The organism is Caldicellulosiruptor naganoensis, from assembly GCF_026914285.1.
Classification (GTDB): Bacteria; Bacillota; Thermoanaerobacteria; order Caldicellulosiruptorales; family Caldicellulosiruptoraceae; genus Caldicellulosiruptor; species Caldicellulosiruptor naganoensis.
On record NZ_CP113864.1, the window covers coordinates 1,357,499 to 1,379,374 of the forward strand.

The following is a 21,876-nucleotide window of genomic DNA, read 5'->3' on the forward strand; positions in this document are numbered from 1 at the left end:
TACAATTCAAGTACAACAGCATTTGCTGTTGTACTTGAATCTTATATAAAGTATTTTGCATCCAATTTTTAAAGAACTTAAAATATCTTGAAAGGATGTGTACCAGTGAATAAACTTAAATTATTATCAAAGTTGTTGAAGTTAGAGATTAAAAAGATGTTAGATAACAAAACGTTTTTATATTTAATAGTAGCAATGGCTATATGTTATATTTTGGCAATTATATTTACTCTTTGGGGATTAAAACTTACTGGGGGAGCTAATTTAAGAGAAACAATAAAAGCAAAAGAAGAAACTTTAAAAAGTGAAAAGAAGTATTTACAATGGTTAAAAAATAAGAAAAGGTCACAAAAAGAAGTTTTATATCAGGTAGAAAAGATTAAAGAAATAGAAAGAGAAATTAATCAATTAAGATTGTTGTCAAGTAATAATGATTTGAAAACTCAAATGGAAGAAAGAATAAAAATGATGGAAAATGCACTTAAACAGGCGAAAATTACCAGAGAAAGGTTTAAAATGGAAGCAGAAATACACTATTTAAGAAAACTATATGAGAAAAAAATTTATGTATGGGACAAACAAATGTTGTACTCAAAAAATGGCTTATTTACGGCATCTATGGCAAATGAAGTTTTTATTAGATTTTTACTTCCAGTTTTTATTGTGTTTGCACTTTTGAAAAGTACTCAAATAAACGAAGTAAAAAATAAGACAATAAGAAATATGATGCTTCTTCCTTGCAGCAGAATGAAATTATGGATGGCACAGTTTTTATCAAATTCATTTGTTATAGTTTCGACTTATGTTATTGTAAACATTCTTGTCACTGCCATCTTGTTTTTTAGTTTAGAAAACAAAAGAATAGATATTCCTGTAAGGATATATAAATGGCAAATTATAGCAAAAGATGTAATAATTGATCCTTCAAAAATTGAATTTATGCCGATAATTCAACAATATATAAGTACTTTAATAATTACCGTTGTTACATTATGTATGCTTGTTTCAATTAATATGTTTGTAAATGTACTATTTTGGAATGAAAATTTGTCTTTCATATTTATAAGTGCTCTTTTATTTATTCCTAAGATTATATGGACAAATATAACAAACAAGAGCTATTTTCTTTTAAATCCTTATTCTCTTTACGTAAGTACAGAGATTGCAAACTTAGAAATTTCGGGAGTTTATAATATACCAATTAACAGTAGCATGATTTATTTGGGTCTTATTGTGTTGTGGACAACTTTATTTCTGCTTGTAGGTGGATTAATTTTTGAGCGAAGAAAAGTATATTGAGGAATTAGATACTTTCTAATATACAATTTAAATAAGTATTTTATTGCAATATAAAATGAAATTAAATAAACCCTAAAAATTGTTATTAACAAACTCAAACAATTTTCACTCAATTAAAAATAAAGGAATATTATGGAAATTATAATTCTGCAGAGGAGAGTTTTTTGGTTTTGTTTTTGGACATTGAAAATTTGTTATCAAAACATATTATTTGTTTCCTATGCTCTAATTTACTAAAAATAAAGCTAACCTAACTTTCATTGTTGTATGAAATGGTTGAATGAAGCATTTGCAAAAATAACCTTGTAAAAAAGGGAGGATTACAAAATTGAAAAAAGTTTTAGAAGTATACAATATTGAAGTAAAATTAGGGAAACAAACTATATTGAAAACTGTTAGCTTTGATATAGAAGAGGGGAAAATAGTAGGGCTTGTTGGACCAAATGGAGCTGGAAAAAGTACCACAATGAAGACAATTGTAGGTTTCATATTTCCTGAAAGGGGGAAGGTTTTAATAAATGGTTATGATGTTTACAGGGAAAAGGAAAAAGCGTTGGCAGGAGTAGATGCTTTAATCGAAAATCCAGCTTTTTACGAGAATATTAGTGGATTTGACAATTTAAAGTTATGGAAAGATTTTAAGAAAGTAACGAGAGAACAAATAATTGAAAATGCAATGATGTGTGGACTTACTTCAGAGCAGTTGAAAAAAAAAGTAAAGAAGTATTCAACTGGGTTGAAGCAACGGCTTGCTCTAACGAAGGTCTTATTGGGTAATCCAAAATTTGTAATCTTAGATGAACCCACTAATGGATTAGATCCGACAGGGAAGATAGAGTTCAAGGAAATAATAAAGAAAGTAAAGAAAGAAAAAGGCACAACTTTTCTTATTTCATCCCATTTATTGGACGAATTAGAGGATTTATGCGATAAGTTTGTTTTTATTAATAACGGAAAAATTATAAAAGAATTAGAAAAAAGTGATATTATGCAATCGCAAAAATACACAATTATTTTTAAAAGTAAAAAAGAAGAAGTTTTAAATGTTCTTGATGAGTTGCATATAAAGTATTACAGCATAGGGGGAAACGAAGTGGAAATTGAGTTAGATGGGGCAGATATAACCGAGATAAATAGCTATTTAATGTCAAAGAATATTAGAGTAGAAGAAATCAAAAGAAAGAAGAAAGATTTAGAGGAAGTTTATAGAGAAATTTTTATTGACAATATAGGTTGTTGAATAAAAGAAATAAACGTATAGAGTAGATGTAGTAATAAATGAAAAAATTCTTCTTGGAAACTTTTCAAGAATTTTGTGTTTCCAATTTATAACGTAAGTTGTAAAGTTGGGCTATGTTATTGATGCATTTTCTAATACTGGGAACTCCATTTTTCCATTTTGTACGGCGAAAGTTTTAACGTTGCAAGTAAACATTAATTTCTAAAAAATCAACAGACTGAAAATATCCAACTAAATTTACTCTGATTTTTTTCAATTATACTGTTGATACTTTCAACAGCGTTTGTGGTGTAAATATGTTTTCTTAATTCTTCAGGATATTTCATATGGGCAAGATAGAACTCTGCTTTTTCGGATATTCCCTTAACAAAGCGAAGATATTTTACAAGCATTCCTGTAATGAACGAAAATGAGCGAAAATGAAGTGAAATGAGATTTGCAAGAAGGAGGTACCTCCTGGTAAAATACAGAATGTAAGTTGTACAACTTACGACAAAACACAACAAAGGAGGTACCTACCTTGAAGTATACACAAAATGAGAAGATATTACAAGTGACAGAGAAAACTTTAGTTGTAGGAGTAGACATAGCAAAGGAGAGGCATGTTGGCAGAGCGTTTGATTTTAGAGGAGTGGAGCTTGGCAAGAGAATAGAATTTGAGAATAGAAAAGAATAGCCGTTTGCAAAAAGGGTGATGTTTGCAGGTAATAGATGGGAAAACAGAAATTATGTACAAATAAGAAGTAGGAAGACAAAGGAAAAGCTAATACAATTAATACTAATACAAACAACAATAGCTAAATCAAAATAATGGGAATTATTAACAGTGTTTAAAAAGACAATACTATCCTATACCCTCTAAAAAAGCTTTCTTTTAGAAGGTTTAAGACAGGTAACTATGATATTGAGTAAAGGGTTGAAAGATTTAACCAAGAAAAAACCTAAAGTTTTAAGCAATAAGTTTTTTGAGTTTATTAAGTTTTTTAATAGTAAGCTTAGAGCAATGAAGCTTAATATTATGAGCGAGAATAAATAGCAAGAGGAAAGACACAGCAGACAAAAGGAAATCAGAAAACAGGGAAATATGGTCGCGTGTTGGCAGGATGTCAGAGCCCATGTATGATTTAAGGTGAGCGATGGTTTGTTCAATAACGACACGTTTTTTGTAGAGGTTTAAGAATTCTTGAGAGTTTCTAACAGATAGCCAGGGAAAGAACGAAGGTTATCAGGGTATGTATAAACTATTGTGCCTGATTTAGAAGAAGTACAGGGCTGAGGGCAAGAACAAACAAACACGTTTGCCGTCTTTGTATGAAGAGATAGGGTAGACCAATTTAAAACGCTCTGAACGATTTTTACCCTTGCAAATGCCTTCTGGTTTAAAAGGCAGATTGAATTTTTGACATATAGGGATACCATCTTCTGAGATAATAATATTGGGGTCAGAGGTAGTAGAGTTTTTGTTAGCTCTTTTGTTTAGAGGGATAACCATTTTAGAGAAATTGAAAGAGTTTTTTAAAGTGGAATAAATATTAGCAGAATCCAAGGCGCTATCAGCGATGAAAGTAGAGAAGTTATTAGGGATGTATGAAAAAAGTTTTTCAAGGCAAGGTAGCAAAGCTTTTGAATCAGAGACAGCTTTATCTTCAATAGGGTCAGAGTTTGGTGAATCTATATTGAACAGAGGATGGATAGCCAGAGGAAGACCGAGAGCATTTGTAATGACAGCGAATTTAAGAGCGTAACAAAAATTGTTAATGATAAAATAAAATCATCAGAAATGACATCAAAAATTCCCCACCTGCTACTTAAAAAGAAGCCTTCTGTAGTGTAGAATGGAAAGTATGGAAAAACTACAGAAGGAGAAGATAATAAGAAAATGTTGGGGGTTGCAATGCACACAACAATCTACACTCTTTTCAAACAGGGATACAACAAAAGTCAAATAGCAAGGTTGTTAAACGTGGATAGAAAAACTGTTAGAAAAGTAATCCAAGACATTGAACAGAAAGGAGAAGTTGAGAGAAAATCAAAAAATTCAGTATTGGATAATTACAGGCAATTCATTGAGGCAAAAGTTAACAAAGGACTTTCAGCAAAGAAAATATATCAAGATCTACAAGCGGAATTTGGTTTTGAAGGAAGCTACTCGAATGTAAGAAGATATGTCCAAAAGGTAAAACAAAAGATAGCAAATTCAAAGGTGTACATGGTTTTAACAACGCTACCTGCAGAAGAAGCTCAAGTTGATTTTGGATATATAGGTAAGATAAAAGTTGATGGGAAATTCAAAAAAGCATGGGTATTTACAATGGTTTTAAGTTATTCAAGATATATGTATGCAGAGATAGTATTTGACCAGACAGTTGAAACATTTATACAGTGTCATAAGAACGCATTTAAGTATTTTGGTGGAGTAGTAGAAGTTGTGAAGATAGACAATTTAAAAGCAGGTGTATTGAATGTTGATTTTTATGAAGCGCAAATACAAAAGGATTATGCAAGTTTTGCAAGCCACTATGGATTTTTACCTCAGCCATGCAGGGTATACACACCGACTGATAAAGGCAAGGTAGAATCGGCAGTTAAGTATGTTAAGCAAAACTGTTTTTCTGGGGAAGAATTTAAGGATATTGATGAGGCGAGGGAGCATTTAAAAAACTGGCTTGATGATGTAGCAAATGTGAGAGTACATGGCACAACCAAGAAAGTTCCCAAAGAAGTTTTCCTCTCAGAAGAGAAAGAAAAGTTAATAGCTCTTCCTATTGAGGAATACCACATATCAAGGAGCTCAATTCATAAAGTAACTACTAACTGTCATCTCATATACAAAGGGAACTATTATTCAGTGCCATATGAGTATGCAGGATATGAAGTAGAGGTAGTTGAGATGGGCAGTTTTTTGAGGGTGTTCTTTGAAGGTAAAGAAATAGCCCTTCATCAAATTGTCAAAAACAATGAGAAGGGCAAATACGTAACCAACAAAGAACACTATCCCTCGTCTAAGAATATAACAATTGAGGATATATTGTCAAGACAGAGGGATAAAATGGCAGAAATTGGTAATTGGGCGTTGGAGTTTTTTGAGGAATTTATTAAGCAAGAAGGATTTAAAAAGTATGATTACAGAAGCATAAGCGGGATAATAGCCTTGAAAGAAAGATATGGAGCGGAGGCAGTGGACAATGCGTGTAAAAGAGCTTTAAGTTTTAGAGGATTGAGTTATAAGGTTGTCAAGAACATATGCGAAAAAGGGATAAGCGATTTGCCTGTATATGAAGATGAGAGTTACATTAATGAGGGTACAACAGAGCTTTACAGGGATATCAAGGAATATAACAAATTGCTTGAGATGGGAGAATTGCAAAGATGAATGATCTTTTGTTGGGAAAACTAAAAGATTTGAAATTATCTGGGATAATAAAGAGTTTTGATTTAAGAGTAGAGGAAGCTATTAAGAATAACTTTTCTTATCGAGAGTTTTTTGAGATATTGATAAATGATGAAGTGAGTAACAGGAGAATAAACAGTAATCAAAAGAGGATAAGCAAAGCGAGGTTTCCATGGCACAAGACATTAGAAGAATACAATTTTAGTTATCAGCCTTCAATTAATAAGAGGTTTATATACAATTTGGCGACCTGTGAATTTGTCCGCAAGAAAGAGAATGTGGCCTTCATAGGACCGCCAGGGACAGGAAAAACACATCTTGCAATAGCGATAGGACTTAAAGCTGTAGCACTTGGATATAGAGTTTTGTTTACCACAGCAAATGAGATGTTAGAAGAGTTGTATATTTCAAGAGCGGATAATTCGTATCAACAAAAGCTAAAAAACTATGTTAATGTGGATTTGTTGATAATAGATGAGCTGGGCTTAAGGAAATTTAATCAAAGCAGTGTAGATGATTTTTATGAGATAATATCGAAGAGGTATGAGAGAGGATCGATAATAATAACCACAAACAAGGTATTTGAAGAGTGGCCGAGGATATTTTATGACCCAGTCTTAGCAACGGCAATTTTAGATAGATTTGTACATCACTGTCATTTTGTAGTTATCAAAGGTGAAAGTTATAGGATGAAGCAAAGGGAGGGTGCTATAAAAGCTTTAACAGATGATTCCAAGAATGAGTCAAATCAGTTAGATAATGATAATTAAATTTTTTTGAAAACAGGTGGGGAAAAAATATTATCAAAAGTGGGGAAAAGGTATTGACAATAACAACAAAAATGACCATTTATGAACATAAGGCGAATATTAGAATTAGCGGCGGATGTTTTGGACAAAGAAGAATAGACAAGAGAGTATACCTGGTTAGTTTCGAGGTCAGGGTTAGCTTTTGAAGTTTTTCGCAGTAGAGATTGAAAGAATTTAGGGTTATTTTCGCGGACTTTAGGTTCGAGTCCTGTAGTATCGAATATTAGAGTAGAAGCTAAATCTGGGCAATGCTCAAAAGCTATGTTATGAGCGAAAAGAGCGATGTTATTGAACAATTTTTCGATTTCAAGTGCAAAGAGTTTTCTAAACCTTGAGAAGGTAGAAATAGAGGGCACATTTTCAAAGTTGCAGAATGTACGAAGTTCATAAGATTTAAATAGAACAGCACGAAGCTGGGTGATAGTATTAAGTTTGAGGATTTTTTGGATAAAGAAAGCACAGAGCATGGATTCTAAAGAGAAGCTTCTGTGTTTGCCGAAATATTTGTAGTAGGCTTTGTAGAATGAGTCAGGGATGAATTGAGATAGGTCGATAAATTTTTCGAACAAACCCAAAAGGCTTTCTGGCGAATAAAGAGCCGAGGCCATTATATGAGAGTTAAGTTCCAAAAAGGAAAGTTGTTTAGGTTTGTTTTTAAACATTTTAGGACCCTCCTCACAGTAACATATTTGTTTTATATACTCATATTTTACTACAACTATGAGGAGGGTGACCAGACTTTTTTAGATATTTAAAATGCTTGATAACGCTCATATTGAGCGTTTCTGCAAAAGGCTATAATAATCTATATCAAAAGGAGGGTTAAGTTTTCAACAATAACAGTAGAAACATTGAAGAATATACTTGAAAGAGATCAATTTGTGGAGCAATAATAAACTTTAAGAATCTGAGCTTAATAGTGATGTATTATTTTTCGAAAGGGTCTATAAGCAAAAAGCAAAATTGTAATGCGTTGTGGGAGAAGATGTTAAAACCAGCGAATAAAAAATCAGGTGAAGAAATAAGATTAAACTTAGGTTCTTAACAAACTCTGAAATGATGGTCTTAATAATAATTGCTTTAGATAAGAGTTTAAAAATATAGATGTTTATGCTTTTTGTAACAAATGAATTAAATACAAATAAAATAACTCAATAAGAAAAGCAACTCAAAAGATAAAAATAGCTAAATGACAGTTAAATTTATTTGGGGATTAGTTAAAATCGAACTTTATAGTTCATTAAATAATATCAAACAGGGGGCAAACTAATGATAAGAAACAGATTGTTTGATGAGTTCTTTAATACGATGATTAAAAATGAACTGTCACGTTTTTTTGTTAAAATAGCTATATTTTTCTTTATTCTAGTTGCTGCTTACCATATTGGAAGAATAATTGGGAGATTGATTTATGACATATTTAAAAGTATAATTTAAACCTTGATAAAAATTGTATGTCAATTTGTGGCTGATAAATTAAAATGGTATTAGAATTATAATAAAAGTGCCATGTAAAAAAAGAAATGGATAGTAACTGTTTGGTGATTTTGCATTGTTAAATTGAGACATTCAAAAATATGATTTACAATTAAAAACTTCTTGCTAATTAATAGGTTACAGTCAGAGGTGTTAGTGTGTATTTAAAATTGAAAGATGAGGCTATAACAAAATGATTAAATTTTAAATAATAGTAAGAATAATTTTGAGTTAAAGAGAAATTTAAATAAAAATTGTTTCCGCACAAAAACCATAAAGTAAATTGTAATACATATAAGTTATAAAAAGGATAATATTGGAAATAATTGATTTTTATCTATCTGAGGAATTCTATACAATCGAAATATAATGTATAGTCATACCAAAATAGTGTTATATAAAAGCTAGGATTAAGAGCTTAACATCAGAGTAAGGTGATGTTAAATGAAATTTAAAACAGGAAAACCACCAGTTAATGAAAATATCAATGTATCAGAATGGAACTTGCTTAAGGAACCAAAAAATTTAATAGTTACTCAGGTAATTGCTTTACCAATAGGGTTAATTTGTGCAGGACTAATTTTCTTCATTTTATATTATTTCAGAGGCATATATATACCTAAATTTGGGATAGAATACATTTTAGCCTATTTTCTAATGATACCCATACATGAGATGATACATGCTTTGTGTTATCCTGGCGGTTTGAATTCAAAAGATACAGTAATTGGATATTGGGCTGAGGTATCTGTTTTTTATGCATATAATAGCTGTATTTTGAAAAGAAATAGATATTTATTAGTTTATATTGCTCCATTTGCTGTACTCTCTATTATTCCGACCATTGTTATGCTATTTTTAGATTTTAAAAGTGATTTGTTATTGCTAATTGTACTTTTCAATGCTTTAAGTTCGTGTGTAGATATATTTAACTGTATTTTGATTTTATTACAGGTACCCAAAGAAGGACTTGTAGTTAATAGTGAAGAAAAAACATATTGGAAATTGGAAAATTATCTTAATGCGAGAACATAATAAAATAAATCAATTTAAATACCACTATTGACAAATGAATAAAGTAAATATAAGAATATCGATAAAAATTGAATTTATGGAGTGATTTTCTGATGCTTGTAGTCTTTTTTGCATTGTATTCTATTTTAGCCCTTGTATGTGTAGTAGCAATTGTCAGAAACAAATGTAGTAGACTTGCAATAATAATACCAATTTATTTAGAATGCATAGCATTATTTGCTGTTTACAAGCAAAGCCTTGCAATATATGGATTAGGTGGTTTAGTAGCTGTTATTGTGTTATTGCCAATGTTGGTTAAAAGAATGGTTCCTTCCGAAGTCAGTTGAATAAGTTTAATTTTTTGACTATAATGAAAGGACTATTAAATTAGCCGTTTGCAAAATGGGTGGTGATTGAAGGTAAGAAGTAACAATAAAAACAAGAAGTACAAACAAGGCGTAAAAGGAATGGCACAGTTACAACCATATATTATCAATAATGACAAAAATATTGAACAACAAACATATGCCAAAAATTTACAACCTCAAAAAAGACAATAGTATCCTAAACCTTCTAAATTCTAAGTTTTAGAAGGTTAAGTAAAAAACTGTAAATTTTTTGTAGGTTAGAGATTCAAATACTGTAGTTTTAAGCGATAAGTTTTTTAAGTTTGTTCAGTTTTTTAATAGTCAATTTAGAACAATAAAGCTTAATATTGTGAGCGAGAATAAATAAGAGCGAAAAAGTAATGGCAGAGAGCAAGAAACCAGAGAAAATAGAAATATGGTCAAGAGTTTGGATGGTATCAGAACCCATGTAGGATTTTAGGTGGTAAATAGTCTGCTCCACAGTGACACGTTTGTGGTAGAGGTCTAAAAACTCTTGAGAATTTCTACTCAGACCTGGGAAAGACCGAAAATCGTCAGGGTAAGTGTAGAATGTTCTACCTGATTTAGAGGTAGTACATGGGTGAGGGCAAGAACAGGTACGTTTGCCATCTTTGTAAGAAGACATAGGGCAAGTCCATTTAAAACGCAAAGAGCGATTTTTACCCTGATATTTTCCTTCAGGTTTAAAAGGTTTATCGACCTTTTTGCAGATAGGAACACCATCTTCAGATATAACGATATTAGGGCTTGATGTAGGTGTAGTATTTTTAGAGGTTCTTGTAGGCAGAATAATAACAATTTTGGAGAAGTTGAAGGTGTTTTTTAAAGTGGAGTAGATGTTATATGAATCCAAGGCACTGTCAGCAATGAAAGTGGAGAAATTTTTGGGAATATAAGAGAATAAAGTTTTTAGCGAAGGAATTAAAGCTTTAGAGTCGCAGATACTTTTATGCTCTATAGGGTCAGAAGAAGTAGAATCAGAGTTAAACAGAGGTACTAAAGCTAAAGGGATACCGAGAGCGTTGGTTATGACAGCAAATTTTAAAGCCCAGCAGAAATGGCCATTTACAAACATAAGGCGGATATTAGAATTAGCATTAGCAGTTTTAGGCAAAGAGGAACATTGTCATTTAGGTTACAGAAAAAACGAAGTTCATAACAGTATAAGAAGGACGACCCGAAGCTGAGTAAGGGTATTGAGTTTGAGTAATTTTTAGACAAAGAAGCCTATGTGCATAGAATCTAATGAGAAGCATCTATGCTTGCCAAAGTGTTTATAGTAAGCATTGTAGAAAGAAGAAGGTATGTAGCTTGATAAGTCGATGAATTTATTGAACAAGCCTAAAAGGCTTTCAGGCTTGTAGAGAGCCGAAGCCTTTTTTACTACAACTATGAGGAGGGTGACCAGACTTTTTGAATCTTTATAAAGCTTGATAACGCTCATATTGAGCGTTTCTGCAAAAGGCTATAACTGTAATAGCAAAGGAGGTAGCACAATTGTTATTGTATATGGAAATCCAAAAAATTCTCAAAGGCAAAAAATTTTTTATTGCCTTAATAATCGCAATTTGTTTTAATCTTTTTTATTGCTGGTTTGTGTATAATTATGAGAATAAAAGTGTTGAATCCACAAAACAATATATTGCAGATACAGAAAGACAGATAAAGGAATTGCAGAAGAAATTAAAAAAAGAAAAAGACGACATGAAGAAAAGATTGTATCAGGAGCAAATTGATGAATTGACTAGAATTGTTCAAAAGGAAAAATTAAAATTGCAATATGGTTCTAATCCTAAGAAAGAAATAGAAGAGAAAGCTCAATATTACAAGATGATGTATGAAATTTCTAAGAAAACTGGTAATTATAGAGAACTTGAAATTAATAAGGTGAATTATGAGATTTTAAATGAAAATATAAAGAGGAAGAAGTATTACAGTGTTGGTGGACAATTTGATGGATGGACTTATTTACTTAGTCAATCGTACGGAATAGCATTTTTTATAATTATTGTTTTAGCTTTACTTATTGGAAGTGGTATAGTTTCAGATGAATATAAGGAAGGAACAGCAAAGCTTTTAAAAACTTTGCCTGTAAAAAGAAGTAATATTATATCTTGACTTTGTCAGTTTGAAGCTCAAAAAGCTTGGGAGGACTGGGATTGACAAAATATGGACCTCAATTTTGTCACTACATCATTTGCTAATACCAATAAATTCTAAGCCTTCCTCATATGTCATGAAGTTTTTTGGACCCTTTATCTTCATTACATTCAGTATATCTCCAGCTTCTCCCTCAATTTTTTGCTTTATCAAATATTTCTTCCCTTTTATCTCTATTTCAAAAAAGTTCATTGAATATATTGCTTCCATTATCCTTTCACTACTTATTCCTTTACCTTTTCTCCTCAAAATATATTCCAATGTCCTTTGCAGTAAAAATGCCAAAAAACATATCACAAAATGTCCTTTTATTCTGCTTTCTGTAAAGTGATATATCGGTCGCACTTCTAAACAGCTTTTCATTACTCTGAATGACTGTTCTATCTTCCATAAATCGTGATATGCTCCTAAAACCTCTTCTACATCCATATCCTTTTTGCTCGTTTGAATTGCATAATAACCGTCAAATTTCTCATCTCGTTTTATCGCTTCCTCATCCAATACATATTCTTCTGATTTTGATTTCTTCTTCAAATATTTCCTTGCACCTTTCTTTTCTAAGGCTGTTATGCTTCCTTTGTTCTCTAAAAGCTCTTTGGCTTTTCTTACCAATCTCTCTCTGTCTTCTTTGTCTTTCTTGGCTCTCTTGCTTGAATACGTTATTATCAAATTCTCTTCTATTTTGAACTCTTTACCCTCTTCATCCTTGACAATATTTGTTCTTTCCAATACCTTATATTTGAATTCATCACCATAAATTTCTTCAGCATTCAAACATCTTTTGCCATCAAGTCTTTTATATCCTTCTTCATTAAAAACTTCATCTAAAATTTCTTTACTTGCATTCTTTAATCTGCTTGCTACTATATAGTCGTACCCAGCTTCTTTTATCATCTTTAAATTTATTCTGCTGTTAAGCCCTTTGTCTGCTACTATTATTATCTTATCTATACTAAATTTTTCCTTCAGCTTCCTCAGTATCTTTACCATCGTCTTGCTATCTATCGTATTACCAGGAAAAAGTTCATACCCTATCGGTCTGCCTTCTTTGTCCACCAAAAGCCCTAATACAACTTGCACTTCATTTACCTTGTTGTCTTTGCTAAACCCAAAATTTTTAAGTTCATCCGCTCTACAACTCTCAAAGTATATTGTCGTCACATCATAAAACACTACATCAACTACCATCTTAAATAAGTCTTTATTTCTCTGATACAGGTATGTCTCTAAATCTTCTTTTACACTGTCAAGAAAATCTAAACACCTGTACAATTGATTCAAATCTATATCCTCTTCAAATCCAAAATATTTGCTTCTCTGATGATAAGTTCTTAGTTTGCTCATTGGCTCTATCAATCTCTGTATGGTCATTAAAAAACTTACTTTGTCTACATCAAATTTTATCTTTCTCTCTTTTGCTGCTTTCCCTTTTAAAAACTTATCAATTTCAAGCTCCTGCCATAACTTTCTGTATACAATGTATCCCCAGTTTTTTACAACTGCATCCGAAATATCTTCTTCAGATTCAATAGTAACAGCTTTTGCATTCTCAGTAGTTGTTTCAGCGACAATATCAGATAGTTTTTTTACAATGTTTTTAAAAGCGGGGTCATCTTTGAGAATATCAAGTCTACCAAAGTTAAATAGTACTCTTTGCTTTACTTTACCATTTTCACGGTAATTTTCGACTAACCTAACATACTGATAACCGCCAGCATTAGTAATTTTGACAAACATATGGCAACTCCTTGAAGATAGTTTGTTATATTGTACCACAAAATATTTAAAAAGTCAAGCAAATTCAGTATATATTAAGCTAAAATTTGTCCCTACATTTTTTAAAATTTTTTATTTTTCTCTTCTTGAAACCCGCATAAATTAAGACTTTGTTATTTTTTGTTAGCTCAAAAACACCTCTTAACTGACAAAGTCAAGAAAAAAGAAAAAGACGACATGAAGAAAAGATTGTATCAGGAGCAAATTGATGAATTGACTAGAATTGTTCAAAAGGAAAAATTAAAATTGCAATATGGTTCTAATCCTAAGAAAGAAATAGAAGAGAAAGCTCAATATTACAAGATGATGTATGAAATTTCTAAGAAAACTGGTAATTATAGAGAACTTGAAATTAATAAGGTGAATTATGAGATTTTAAATGAAAATATAAAGAGGAAGAAGTATTACAGTGTTGGTGGACAATTTGATGGATGGACTTATTTACTTAGTCAATCGTACGGAATAGCATTTTTTATAATTATTGTTTTAGCTTTACTTATTGGAAGTGGTATAGTTTCAGATGAATATAAGGAAGGAACAGCAAAGCTTTTAAAAACTTTGCCTGTAAAAAGAAGTAATATTATATTAAACAAATTTATTGCAACTGTATTAACTATTTCTGCATTGGTAATTGGTATACAAATTATATTTTTTATAGTTTTAAGTATTATAACAAATTCTTTGAAATACTACGATGTGTATTGTTACTGGATTTCTAAATATAAGGTGATAGGTTTTAAAGTATATCCTGTTTTAGATAATGTGAGATTGTTGAACCTACTTGAATGTAGTTTACTACAATTATTAATTGAAATTATTATTATATTGGCTATATCGGGAGCTATCATATTTTTCTCCACAATATTTGAAAACGGAGCATTTGCAAGTATTAGCTTTTTTGCAATAATAATAGCTATAAGTATTTTTCGTCAAAAGATGCTTATTCTTAAAACACCTATATTAAAGTTGTTGTCGTTAATATTTCCTTGGGAACTAGCAACGGTATATACAAATTCATTACCAGGGGAAATAGAATGGATTTATGCTTCTTCTTATATTGTAATAGGTGTAAATTTATTGTTGACGGTTATTTTTGTATTAAGTTCAATAAAGATATTTAAATATAAAGAAAAGGTATAATATGGGAAAATAATAAAGATTTGGGAACAGTTAAAGGGGGGTAAAATAGATTGGCTGAAAACCAAGTGGAAATGGTAATAAAAGTAACTGATGTGTACAAGAAAATTGGAAACTCTCAAATTCTAAAAGAAATAAACTTTTCAATAGGAAAAGGAGAAATTGTTGGTCTTGTAGGACCAAATGGTGCCGGCAAAAGCACATTAATGAAAATACTATCAGGTTTATGGTCACCAAAACCAAAAGGGAAATGCTATATTCTGGGATGTGACATGACTAATGAACTTGAAAGGATAGAGGCTCTAAGAAGATCTTCATTTTTTATTGAAACACCAGCACTGTATCTTAAACTTAGTGGTTATGATAATATAGAACTGTATGCTAAATTAAAATATGGGAGTGCCTTTAACGTTAAAGACGAAGTTAATAGATTAGCACCGTTTTTTGAATTAGATAATAAAATGCTAAAAAGAAAGGCAAAAACATATTCCTTAGGAACAAAACAGAAAGTTAGTTTGCTTCAAATGTTTATTGGCAACCCTGAAGTGTTGATATTGGATGAACCTTTTAATGGATTGGACCCAACCACCACAATTAAAGTTAAAGAACTCTTAAAAACACGATGGAGAGAAAATAACATAACCGTTTTAATCTCATCACATATATTAAGTGATATAGAGGAGTTATGTTCAAGAATTATTTTTATCAAAAATGGTTCAATAATATTAGACAAAAATAAAGAAGAATTGTTAAAAAGAAATACAGTAGTGATTTTTCATTTTACTGAAAAGGAGCATGTTGATATAGCGTGCAGGTTAATAAAAGAAAAATTACCATATATAACTGTAGAAACTCAGTTTAATAACTCTATAAAAGTTCATAATCTAAATTCTCATTATGATGTTTTAGATATATTACAGAATGAGGGTATAAAAGTTCGAGACATAGAAGAACAAAAAATGAGTTTAGTAGATTTTTACAAACAACTTTATTTACAATAATCAAGAACTTTTTAAATTAAAAGATATACCTATTAGAGATAAAAATAGTTACAGAAGAAATAGGAGTTACTCTATAGTTTGCTAAGATTAGCGAACAATTACAAGGAAGTATAACAAAATATATTTTAAGATAATTAATTTTATTTAGAGTTGGGGGATATTCTTATGCTGATAGTTTTTTTTATATTATATTCCATTTTAGCCTTTTTATTTGCATTAGGAATTGTTAAAAGTAAAAGTAGATGGAGTAAAATTGCAATTATAATACCAATATATTTAGAATGTGTAGCTTTACTTGCACTTTACAAACAAAATGTGGGCTTATATGGGTTAGGCGGTTTAGTGGTAATTATTGTATTTTTATTAAGAAGATTTAAAATAGTTTGAGCTGATAAGTTTAAAATTATTTATCAAAACTTCAGGTGGGTATTCTGTTTTCCTGCCTTCTTTTGGATAGGATTTAATCTGCCAAACAATGTTACAACTGTTGTAACTAATATTTAATGATAGAATTAAATATGAGTAATTAAAATCAGAGATTAAACAATAGGAACATTCTCAAACTTCAATGAATATATTAAAAAAGGAAAAATTTTGTTTGGATAATTTAGTAAGATGATTACTCACAAAATAAACATAAAGATAGTAAAAGGTGGGCATTTTTATTGAAAATCCCACCTTTTGTTTTAAAAAGTGATGTCATCTCTTCTTTCTCATCACACCAACAACTTTTCCAACTATACGAAGTTCTCCTTCTTTAATATTAATTGGTTCATATTTGCTGTTTTCAGGAATGAGCAGGACTGTGCTTCCCATTTTGCAAAATCTTTTCACAGTTATTTCTCCATCAAGCCATGCAATAACAATATCTCTATTTTCTGCAGTATTGCATTTTTGCACAATTGCAATGTCTCCGTCTTTTATATTTGCTTCCACCATGCTGTCGCCCTTAACTTTAATAGCAAAATATCTTTCAGGATCAGAGATAATAGATGTTGGCAAGGCAACCTTACCAATTGCCTCATCAGATGTTTCCACGGGCACTCCTGCTGCGACCTTTTCATACAGGTTTATCTTAAAAACATCTTCTGATTTTATCTCTATTGAGTGTCCATCTTGAACTAAGTCAGTATGTCCTGTGTCAACTAATTTTCTAAGTCTGTAAGTTTTCGACCTTCTGAAATCCACAACTTCATATTCTTCAATTTGAGAAGGAAGCATACTTATATCAAAGTGTGGAAAATCATCTATAATTTCAAATCTGCTCTCAAATATTAAAATGCTATTTCCATCTGTCACAGCTCCAAAAGAACATTTTGGAACCACATTTAAATAGCTTTTCAGCTGCTCTGCACCCTGACCTATTCCGGAAAGATAGGGTTTTACCTCAAAAATGATAAATGGTACCTTTTCTTTATTTGAATCATACCTGAAAACAACAACATCAACAAATGCAGGTTTTGAAAATACGTTTATTCTGTACTCAACATCAATCAATTCTTCTGGGTATTTATAAGTTTCAATAAGTTCATTTATAAGCCACTGGCGAACCTCTTCCTCTTTGCAGTAGATATCTCTGATTTTGTTTATGTATCTGTAATCATCAATCCTTAGTTTGTAAAAACTGCGAAGAATGCATTTAGAATCAATTCGAAGAAGCTTTGTATTCAGCTCACTCAAAAATTTTGATGCTTTTCTTGAGCAGCACAGATACAGCCTAGGGAAAAACATAAAGTTTCTAAACAGATTATATCTTCACCTCTTGACATATAAACATTTGTTTGATATTCTTTATATAGAACATTTTATCGGAGAGAATGAATATTTTATGAGAACAAAAGTTGTTATAAGAAATAAGTTTCGCTTTGGTATTGCATTGCTTCTTATAATGGTATTTGTTATAACAGTCTTGATGATTTCGATTGGAGAAGGGAAGGGCATTGACAAAGAAAAGAATATAAATTGGATATTTGTGAAGGTAAAAGAAGGAGATTCGCTGTGGACAATTTCAAAGAACTTTGTTGATGAAAGTATAGACATTCGCGATTATATCTCTTTCATACGAAAAGTAAATAAATTGGAAAATGCAGTATTGTATCCTGGGCAAGTGTTAAAATTTGTAGATGTAAAAACATACAAACTTTTATGCACAAAATAAAAACCCCCTTGTCAGGAGTCTAAAGTACCTTGATTTTCTCCTGAGAGGGGGTTTTTTTCAAAGGCTTTTTTGATGTCATCGTCATTTACATGAGTATAAATCTCTGTTGTGGAGATACTTTGATGACCCAAAATAGTCTGAAGAGACCTTATATCAACTTTGCCGTGTCTGTACATAAGTGTTGCTGCCGTGTGACGAAGCTTGTGGGCAGAAATCCTTTTCTGATTTATACCTGCCATTTTCACATACTTTTCAACAATGTATTGAACAGTTCTTCTGCTAATTCTTTTCTTTCTCTCACTCAAGAAAAGAGCATCTTTGTCCTTTACACCTTCTGTGGGGCGAACTTTTAAATAATTTTCGATAGCTTCTCTACATGCTTTATTTAAATATATTATTCTTTCTTTATTCCCTTTACCAACAATCCTTAGCATACCTTCTTTTATATCCGAAAGGTTTATATTTACAAGCTCTGAAAGTCTAAGGCCACAGTTTAAAAAAAGGGTAATTATTGCAAAGTCCCTTTCTTTATTTTCACCGTCAATTGCAGAAAGTAGCTTTTTGCTTTCCTCAAGTGTAAGATACCTTGGATTTCTTTTACCAAGTTTTGGCGACTCTAAATCTTTTGCAGGGTTATCAGGAATGAGTTTGGCTTTGCTATATAGGTATTTAAAAAAGCTTCTGATTGAAGCAACTTTACGGGCTCTTGCATAGGGACCGTTGTTAAAACGTGTGGCAAGAAAAGAAAAATACTCATATAGATTGCTAAGAGTTATTGTTTTTAGCTTTTCAATTTCAAAGCTGCTCACATCGATATTTTCAAGGTCTTCAATCTTTTCGATTTGACTGAGCATATTCAAATCTTTTGCTTTGAGATATCTTAAAAAGGTTCTCAAGTCATAATAGTATTCTTTGATTGTATTTGGTGACTTATTTTTGATTGTAATCATGTAATTTAAAAAATCTACAACATAATGTGGAACATCGGAAAAGTTCATTTTTCAATTCCCCTCATTGCACAAAATTTTTATTTTGTGCAGTTATATTTTCTTGAAAACTATTATACCCTTTTCCTTTTCATCCTGTCAACTTTTTTCTCTTTTGCTGGTTGACAACCTTATGCAACTTCTTAAAATTCATAGGGTTTACAAATTATTTCTTTAATCTTTGTCTCAAATATAGAAGCTGCATGAGAAGGCCTTATAATAACAGCAGTATCTGCACCTTCAGATGTTCCACCAATTGCAATTATATCTTCCCCATATGGTATTAATCCTGCATCTAAAGCCATAACAGAAATCTCCACTGCAACCTTTACGCCTTGCCCCAGCATTCTGAGCGTATGTGCCATGATTTCAACCGGATATACTCCACCAAACTTTCTTGATATTCCTCTTTCCGCACCAGATAAAACATGTGTACCTGTGTATACCTTAAATCCCTTAGCCTTTAGCTCTTCAATCGTCTTTTCATCTATTTCCATCTTTCCAGGTTCTGCAAAGCCGTTGACATGAGTAACAACGACAACGTTTTTACCGCAGTTTTCCAAAAGTTTTGCAGTTTTTCCTGAACAGGATGCAACAACAATATAATTTATTCCTCTCTCGTGAGCAGTTTTTACTGCAAGCTCAATTGTTTTTTGAGTATTTTGTGGTCCAGCTGATTCAAAATACACCTTTGTTTCCTCCTTTTCAAAAAGTTTTTTGAAAAGCTTTTGTTTATAATACTTCCTCACCACAAATTTTATAACATTCATAAACTCATGTCTACATAATCACAAAAATTCAATTTGAATACTTGTATTCAATAAAAAAATGTTTTATGCTATAATTTTATAAAAACATTCTATTAGAGGAGTGTGAAGTTTCTGTGAAAAAGCTTGTTACTGCATGTACCTTAGTAATTTTTGTACTTTTAATATTCTCCATGTCCTTTGCTGCATCAAAAACTATTAAAATAGGTGTAAATTTAGAGCTCTCACAAGCAGTTGCCCAGTACGGACAAAAAGAACTCCAAGGTATAAAACTTGCAATTGACGAGATAAACCAAAAAGGCGGAGTTGGCGGAAAAAAAATTGAACTTGTTGTGGTTGACAACAAATCTGACAAAACAGAAGCTCTGAACGTTGCAACAAGACTTGCAGTAAGAGACAAAGTTCTTGCAATTTTAGGACCTGCTACATCAGGAGCAACAAAGTCAGCAGCATCTGCAGCAATGAAGTATAAGGTTCCCATTATCTCCCCATCTGCAACAGATGACACTGTGACCGTCGATGAAAGAACCGGAAAGACAAAAGCTTATGTTTTTAGAACTTGCTTCAATGATTCATTCCAAGGGAATGTGATGGCTAATTTTGCACTGAAGACTTTAAAAGTAAAGAAAGCTGCGATAATTTATGACGCTTCATCTGACTATAGCAAAGGGCTTTCTAAAAACTTTAAACAGACATTTACAAAAGGTGGCGGTAAAATAGTTGCCGAGGAAGCATTTGCAAGGGGTGAACAAGATTTTAGTAGTATACTCACAAAGATAAAAAACAAAAAACCCGATGTAATATTTGCTCCTGTTTACTACGATGAAGCAGGGCTTATAATAAAACAGGCTCGCGAACTCGGTATGAGTATACCAATACTGGGTGGAGATGGTTTTGATGATCCAAAAGTTGTTGCAAAGGCTGGCAAAAAATATGCTGACAACGTATTCTTCTCTGCTCACTACTCTTCCCAGGACACAGATTCAAAGGTTCAAGAGTTTATAAAGAAGTTTAAGAAAAAATACAATACTGAACCAAATGCTTTTGCTGCACTTGGGTACGATTTGGGATACTTTATTGCTGACGCCCTCAAAAGAGCAAACCTAAAGTTTGATAGCATTGCGAAAGACAGAGAAAGACTAAAAACTGCTATTGAAAACACCAAAAACTTTGTTGGTGTAACTGGGATTGTTAATATAAACAAAAATCATAACGCTGAAAAGTCTGCTGTTATAATAGAGCTTAAAAATGGTGTTCAGATGTTCAAACAAAAGTTAAATCCATAAATAAGTACTAACAAACTACCAAAAAAAGGAAGGGGTAATTTTTACTCCTTCCATTATGTTATTTTATTTCTATTTTCAAAAAAGAGGTGATAGGAAGTTGACCACATTTATTCAGCAATTGATAAATGGTATCACTCTTGGAAGTGTCTACGCATTAATTGCGCTTGGGTATACAATGGTATACGGGATAATCAAACTCATAAACTTTGCCCATGGCGATGTTTTTATGGTAGGTGCTTACATTGCTTTTTTATGTGTTACATATCTAAAGTTGGGTCTATTGCCAGCGCTAATAATTTCAATGATTTTCTGTGCACTTTTAGGAATGTTAATTGAAAAATTTGCTTATAAACCTTTACGAAATTCACCCAGAATTTCTGCTTTGATAACAGCAATTGGCGTATCACTCTTTTTAGAAAATCTAATGCAGCTTCTGATGGGAGCTGACTCAAGAGTCTTCCCAAGACTTGTAAATGAAAAAAATTATCACCTCTTTCATGGCAAAGTTGTAGTAAACAATAAGCAAATATATCTTCTGATAATTACGATATTACTAATGTTACTTCTCAACTTCATTGTCAAAAATACAAAGATAGGCAAGGCTATGAGAGCTGTATCCCAAGACATGGACGCAGCAAGGCTTATGGGAATAAACGTTGATACAACAATCTCATATACCTTTGCAATAGGTTCTGCTCTGGCTGCAGCTGGTGGTGTTTTGGTTGGCCTTTACTATAACACAATAAACCCTCTGATGGGAGTTTTGCCTGGACTTAAAGCCTTTATTGCAGCAGTCTTTGGTGGAATAGGTATAATTCCAGGAGCTATGCTTGGTGGCTTTTCTCTTGGTGTTATTGAAACGCTTGTAAGTGGGTACGGTAGCTCTATGTACAAGGACGCGGTTGCATTTGCCCTATTGATTTTAATCTTGATTCTAAAGCCATCTGGACTTCTTGGCAAAAATATAAAAGAGAAGGTGTAGAGAAG

General features: G+C 31.7%; 18 protein-coding genes and 5 pseudogenes. 15 read left to right on the top strand and 8 right to left on the bottom strand.

The window, feature by feature from the left end; translation table 11 throughout:
- Positions 1 to 105 precede the first annotated feature (105 nt).
- Positions 106 to 1,299 carry an ABC transporter permease subunit gene (locus OTJ99_RS06660; RefSeq protein WP_014042404.1) on the top strand — a complete coding sequence of 398 codons (1,194 nt, stop codon included), beginning with the start codon at positions 106 to 108 and terminating at the stop codon, positions 1,297 to 1,299.
- A 328-nt stretch (positions 1,300 to 1,627) separates the two neighbouring features.
- A complete protein-coding gene (locus tag OTJ99_RS06665) occupies positions 1,628 to 2,539 on the top strand; it encodes an ABC transporter ATP-binding protein (RefSeq protein WP_013431186.1) in 912 nt (303 codons plus the stop codon).
- A 64-nt stretch (positions 2,540 to 2,603) separates the two neighbouring features.
- Here OTJ99_RS06665 and OTJ99_RS06670 read toward each other — a convergent pair.
- Positions 2,604 to 2,922: pseudogene (locus tag OTJ99_RS06670) on the bottom strand (transposase); the annotation flags it as partial.
- A 137-nt stretch (positions 2,923 to 3,059) separates the two neighbouring features.
- Here OTJ99_RS06670 and OTJ99_RS06675 point away from each other — a divergent pair.
- Positions 3,060 to 3,212, top strand: a pseudogene (locus OTJ99_RS06675) (IS110 family transposase); the annotation flags it as partial.
- Positions 3,213 to 3,488: 276 nt separating this feature from the next.
- Here OTJ99_RS06675 and OTJ99_RS06680 read toward each other — a convergent pair.
- Positions 3,489 to 4,289: pseudogene (locus OTJ99_RS06680) on the bottom strand (transposase); the annotation flags it as partial.
- A gap of 144 nt (positions 4,290 to 4,433) precedes the next feature.
- Here OTJ99_RS06680 and istA point away from each other — a divergent pair.
- Entirely contained in the window at positions 4,434 to 5,912 is a 1,479-nt protein-coding gene (istA, locus tag OTJ99_RS06685) for an IS21 family transposase (RefSeq protein ID WP_083943534.1), read from the top strand.
- Entirely contained in the window at positions 5,909 to 6,700 is a 792-nt protein-coding gene (gene istB / locus OTJ99_RS06690; protein ID WP_045164761.1) for an IS21-like element ISCsa9 family helper ATPase IstB, read from the top strand. Before istA ends, istB begins: the two co-directional genes overlap by 4 nt.
- 65 nt (positions 6,701 to 6,765) lie before the next feature.
- Here the strand turns inward: istB and OTJ99_RS06695 are convergent.
- A pseudogene (locus tag OTJ99_RS06695) lies at positions 6,766 to 7,401 on the bottom strand (transposase); the annotation flags it as partial.
- Positions 7,402 to 8,008: 607 nt separating this feature from the next.
- Between OTJ99_RS06695 and OTJ99_RS06700 the strand changes: the two are divergent.
- From OTJ99_RS06700 to OTJ99_RS06710, 3 genes are all read left to right on the top strand, one after another.
- Complete coding sequence (locus OTJ99_RS06700) at positions 8,009 to 8,176, top strand: hypothetical protein (protein WP_157841342.1); 168 nt, start codon at positions 8,009 to 8,011, stop codon at positions 8,174 to 8,176.
- A gap of 483 nt (positions 8,177 to 8,659) precedes the next feature.
- A complete protein-coding gene (locus OTJ99_RS06705) occupies positions 8,660 to 9,250 on the top strand; it encodes a DUF3267 domain-containing protein (protein WP_045164760.1) in 591 nt (196 codons plus the stop codon).
- Between the two features lie 92 nt (positions 9,251 to 9,342).
- Positions 9,343 to 9,576, top strand: coding sequence for a hypothetical protein (locus OTJ99_RS06710; RefSeq protein ID WP_045164759.1), 234 nt, complete (start codon positions 9,343 to 9,345; stop codon positions 9,574 to 9,576).
- 301 nt (positions 9,577 to 9,877) lie between these two features.
- Here the strand turns inward: OTJ99_RS06710 and OTJ99_RS06715 are convergent.
- Positions 9,878 to 11,062: pseudogene (locus OTJ99_RS06715) on the bottom strand (ISNCY family transposase).
- Positions 11,063 to 11,115: 53 nt separating this feature from the next.
- On the opposite strand from OTJ99_RS06715, the gene OTJ99_RS06720 reads away from it, so the two are divergent.
- Positions 11,116 to 11,736 carry an ABC transporter permease gene (locus OTJ99_RS06720; protein WP_045165525.1) on the top strand — a complete coding sequence of 207 codons (621 nt, stop codon included), beginning with the start codon at positions 11,116 to 11,118 and terminating at the stop codon, positions 11,734 to 11,736.
- 75 nt (positions 11,737 to 11,811) lie between these two features.
- On the opposite strand, the gene OTJ99_RS06725 is transcribed toward OTJ99_RS06720, so the two are convergent.
- On the bottom strand, positions 11,812 to 13,515 hold the full coding sequence (locus tag OTJ99_RS06725) for an IS1634 family transposase (protein WP_045164485.1): 1,704 nt from the start codon (positions 13,513 to 13,515) through the stop codon (positions 11,812 to 11,814).
- Between the two features lie 216 nt (positions 13,516 to 13,731).
- On the opposite strand from OTJ99_RS06725, the gene OTJ99_RS06730 reads away from it, so the two are divergent.
- The 3 genes from OTJ99_RS06730 to OTJ99_RS06740 all read left to right on the top strand — a co-directional run bounded on the left by OTJ99_RS06730 (position 13,732) and on the right by OTJ99_RS06740 (position 16,079).
- Complete coding sequence (locus OTJ99_RS06730; protein ID WP_269015318.1) at positions 13,732 to 14,694, top strand: ABC transporter permease; 963 nt, start codon at positions 13,732 to 13,734, stop codon at positions 14,692 to 14,694.
- 50 nt (positions 14,695 to 14,744) lie between these two features.
- Positions 14,745 to 15,692, top strand: coding sequence for an ABC transporter ATP-binding protein (locus tag OTJ99_RS06735; RefSeq protein WP_045164758.1), 948 nt, complete (start codon positions 14,745 to 14,747; stop codon positions 15,690 to 15,692).
- A 165-nt stretch (positions 15,693 to 15,857) separates the two neighbouring features.
- Positions 15,858 to 16,079, top strand: coding sequence for a hypothetical protein (locus OTJ99_RS06740; protein ID WP_045164757.1), 222 nt, complete (start codon positions 15,858 to 15,860; stop codon positions 16,077 to 16,079).
- 312 nt (positions 16,080 to 16,391) lie between these two features.
- Here OTJ99_RS06740 and lexA read toward each other — a convergent pair whose 3' ends face one another.
- The gene (gene lexA / locus OTJ99_RS06745) at positions 16,392 to 17,372 is read right to left on the bottom strand and encodes a transcriptional repressor LexA (protein WP_235374572.1); all 981 of its coding nucleotides are present in this window, start codon (positions 17,370 to 17,372) and stop codon (positions 16,392 to 16,394) included.
- A gap of 148 nt (positions 17,373 to 17,520) precedes the next feature.
- On the opposite strand from lexA, the gene OTJ99_RS06750 reads away from it, so the two are divergent.
- Entirely contained in the window at positions 17,521 to 17,850 is a 330-nt protein-coding gene (locus tag OTJ99_RS06750; RefSeq protein WP_045164756.1) for a LysM peptidoglycan-binding domain-containing protein, read from the top strand.
- Between the two features lie 11 nt (positions 17,851 to 17,861).
- Here OTJ99_RS06750 and xerA read toward each other — a convergent pair whose 3' ends face one another.
- Both xerA and OTJ99_RS06760 read right to left on the bottom strand, forming a co-directional pair.
- Positions 17,862 to 18,848: a site-specific tyrosine recombinase/integron integrase gene (gene xerA / locus OTJ99_RS06755; RefSeq protein WP_045164755.1), complete on the bottom strand. Its 987-nt coding sequence runs from the start codon at positions 18,846 to 18,848 to the stop codon at positions 17,862 to 17,864.
- Between the two features lie 131 nt (positions 18,849 to 18,979).
- Positions 18,980 to 19,525: a pyruvate kinase alpha/beta domain-containing protein gene (locus OTJ99_RS06760; protein ID WP_045165522.1), complete on the bottom strand. Its 546-nt coding sequence runs from the start codon at positions 19,523 to 19,525 to the stop codon at positions 18,980 to 18,982.
- A gap of 251 nt (positions 19,526 to 19,776) precedes the next feature.
- On the opposite strand from OTJ99_RS06760, the gene OTJ99_RS06765 reads away from it, so the two are divergent.
- Together OTJ99_RS06765 and OTJ99_RS06770 are read left to right on the top strand one after the other, a co-directional pair.
- Positions 19,777 to 20,889, top strand: a complete 1,113-nt coding sequence (locus tag OTJ99_RS06765; protein ID WP_408612532.1) for an ABC transporter substrate-binding protein — start codon at positions 19,777 to 19,779, stop codon at positions 20,887 to 20,889.
- 97 nt (positions 20,890 to 20,986) lie between these two features.
- Complete coding sequence (locus OTJ99_RS06770) at positions 20,987 to 21,871, top strand: branched-chain amino acid ABC transporter permease (RefSeq protein ID WP_045165521.1); 885 nt, start codon at positions 20,987 to 20,989, stop codon at positions 21,869 to 21,871.
- Positions 21,872 to 21,876: the final 5 nt, after the last annotated feature.

Excerpts from the sequence above, each read along its gene's own strand:
- istA (WP_083943534.1), top strand. The coding sequence starts at position 4,434 with ATGCACACAACAATCTACACTCTTTTCAAACAGGGATACAACAAAAGT.
- istB (WP_045164761.1), top strand. The coding sequence starts at position 5,909 with ATGAATGATCTTTTGTTGGGAAAACTAAAAGATTTGAAATTATCTGGG.
- OTJ99_RS06700 (WP_157841342.1), top strand. The coding sequence starts at position 8,009 with ATGATAAGAAACAGATTGTTTGATGAGTTCTTTAATACGATGATTAAA.
- OTJ99_RS06705 (WP_045164760.1), top strand. The coding sequence starts at position 8,660 with ATGAAATTTAAAACAGGAAAACCACCAGTTAATGAAAATATCAATGTA.
- OTJ99_RS06710 (WP_045164759.1), top strand. The coding sequence starts at position 9,343 with ATGCTTGTAGTCTTTTTTGCATTGTATTCTATTTTAGCCCTTGTATGT.
- OTJ99_RS06725 (WP_045164485.1), bottom strand. The coding sequence starts at position 13,515 with ATGTTTGTCAAAATTACTAATGCTGGCGGTTATCAGTATGTTAGGTTA.
- OTJ99_RS06730 (WP_269015318.1), top strand. The coding sequence starts at position 13,732 with ATGAAGAAAAGATTGTATCAGGAGCAAATTGATGAATTGACTAGAATT.
- OTJ99_RS06740 (WP_045164757.1), top strand. The coding sequence starts at position 15,858 with ATGCTGATAGTTTTTTTTATATTATATTCCATTTTAGCCTTTTTATTT.
- OTJ99_RS06750 (WP_045164756.1), top strand. The coding sequence starts at position 17,521 with ATGAGAACAAAAGTTGTTATAAGAAATAAGTTTCGCTTTGGTATTGCA.
- xerA (WP_045164755.1), bottom strand. The coding sequence starts at position 18,848 with ATGAACTTTTCCGATGTTCCACATTATGTTGTAGATTTTTTAAATTAC.
- OTJ99_RS06765 (WP_408612532.1), top strand. The coding sequence starts at position 19,777 with ATGTCCTTTGCTGCATCAAAAACTATTAAAATAGGTGTAAATTTAGAG.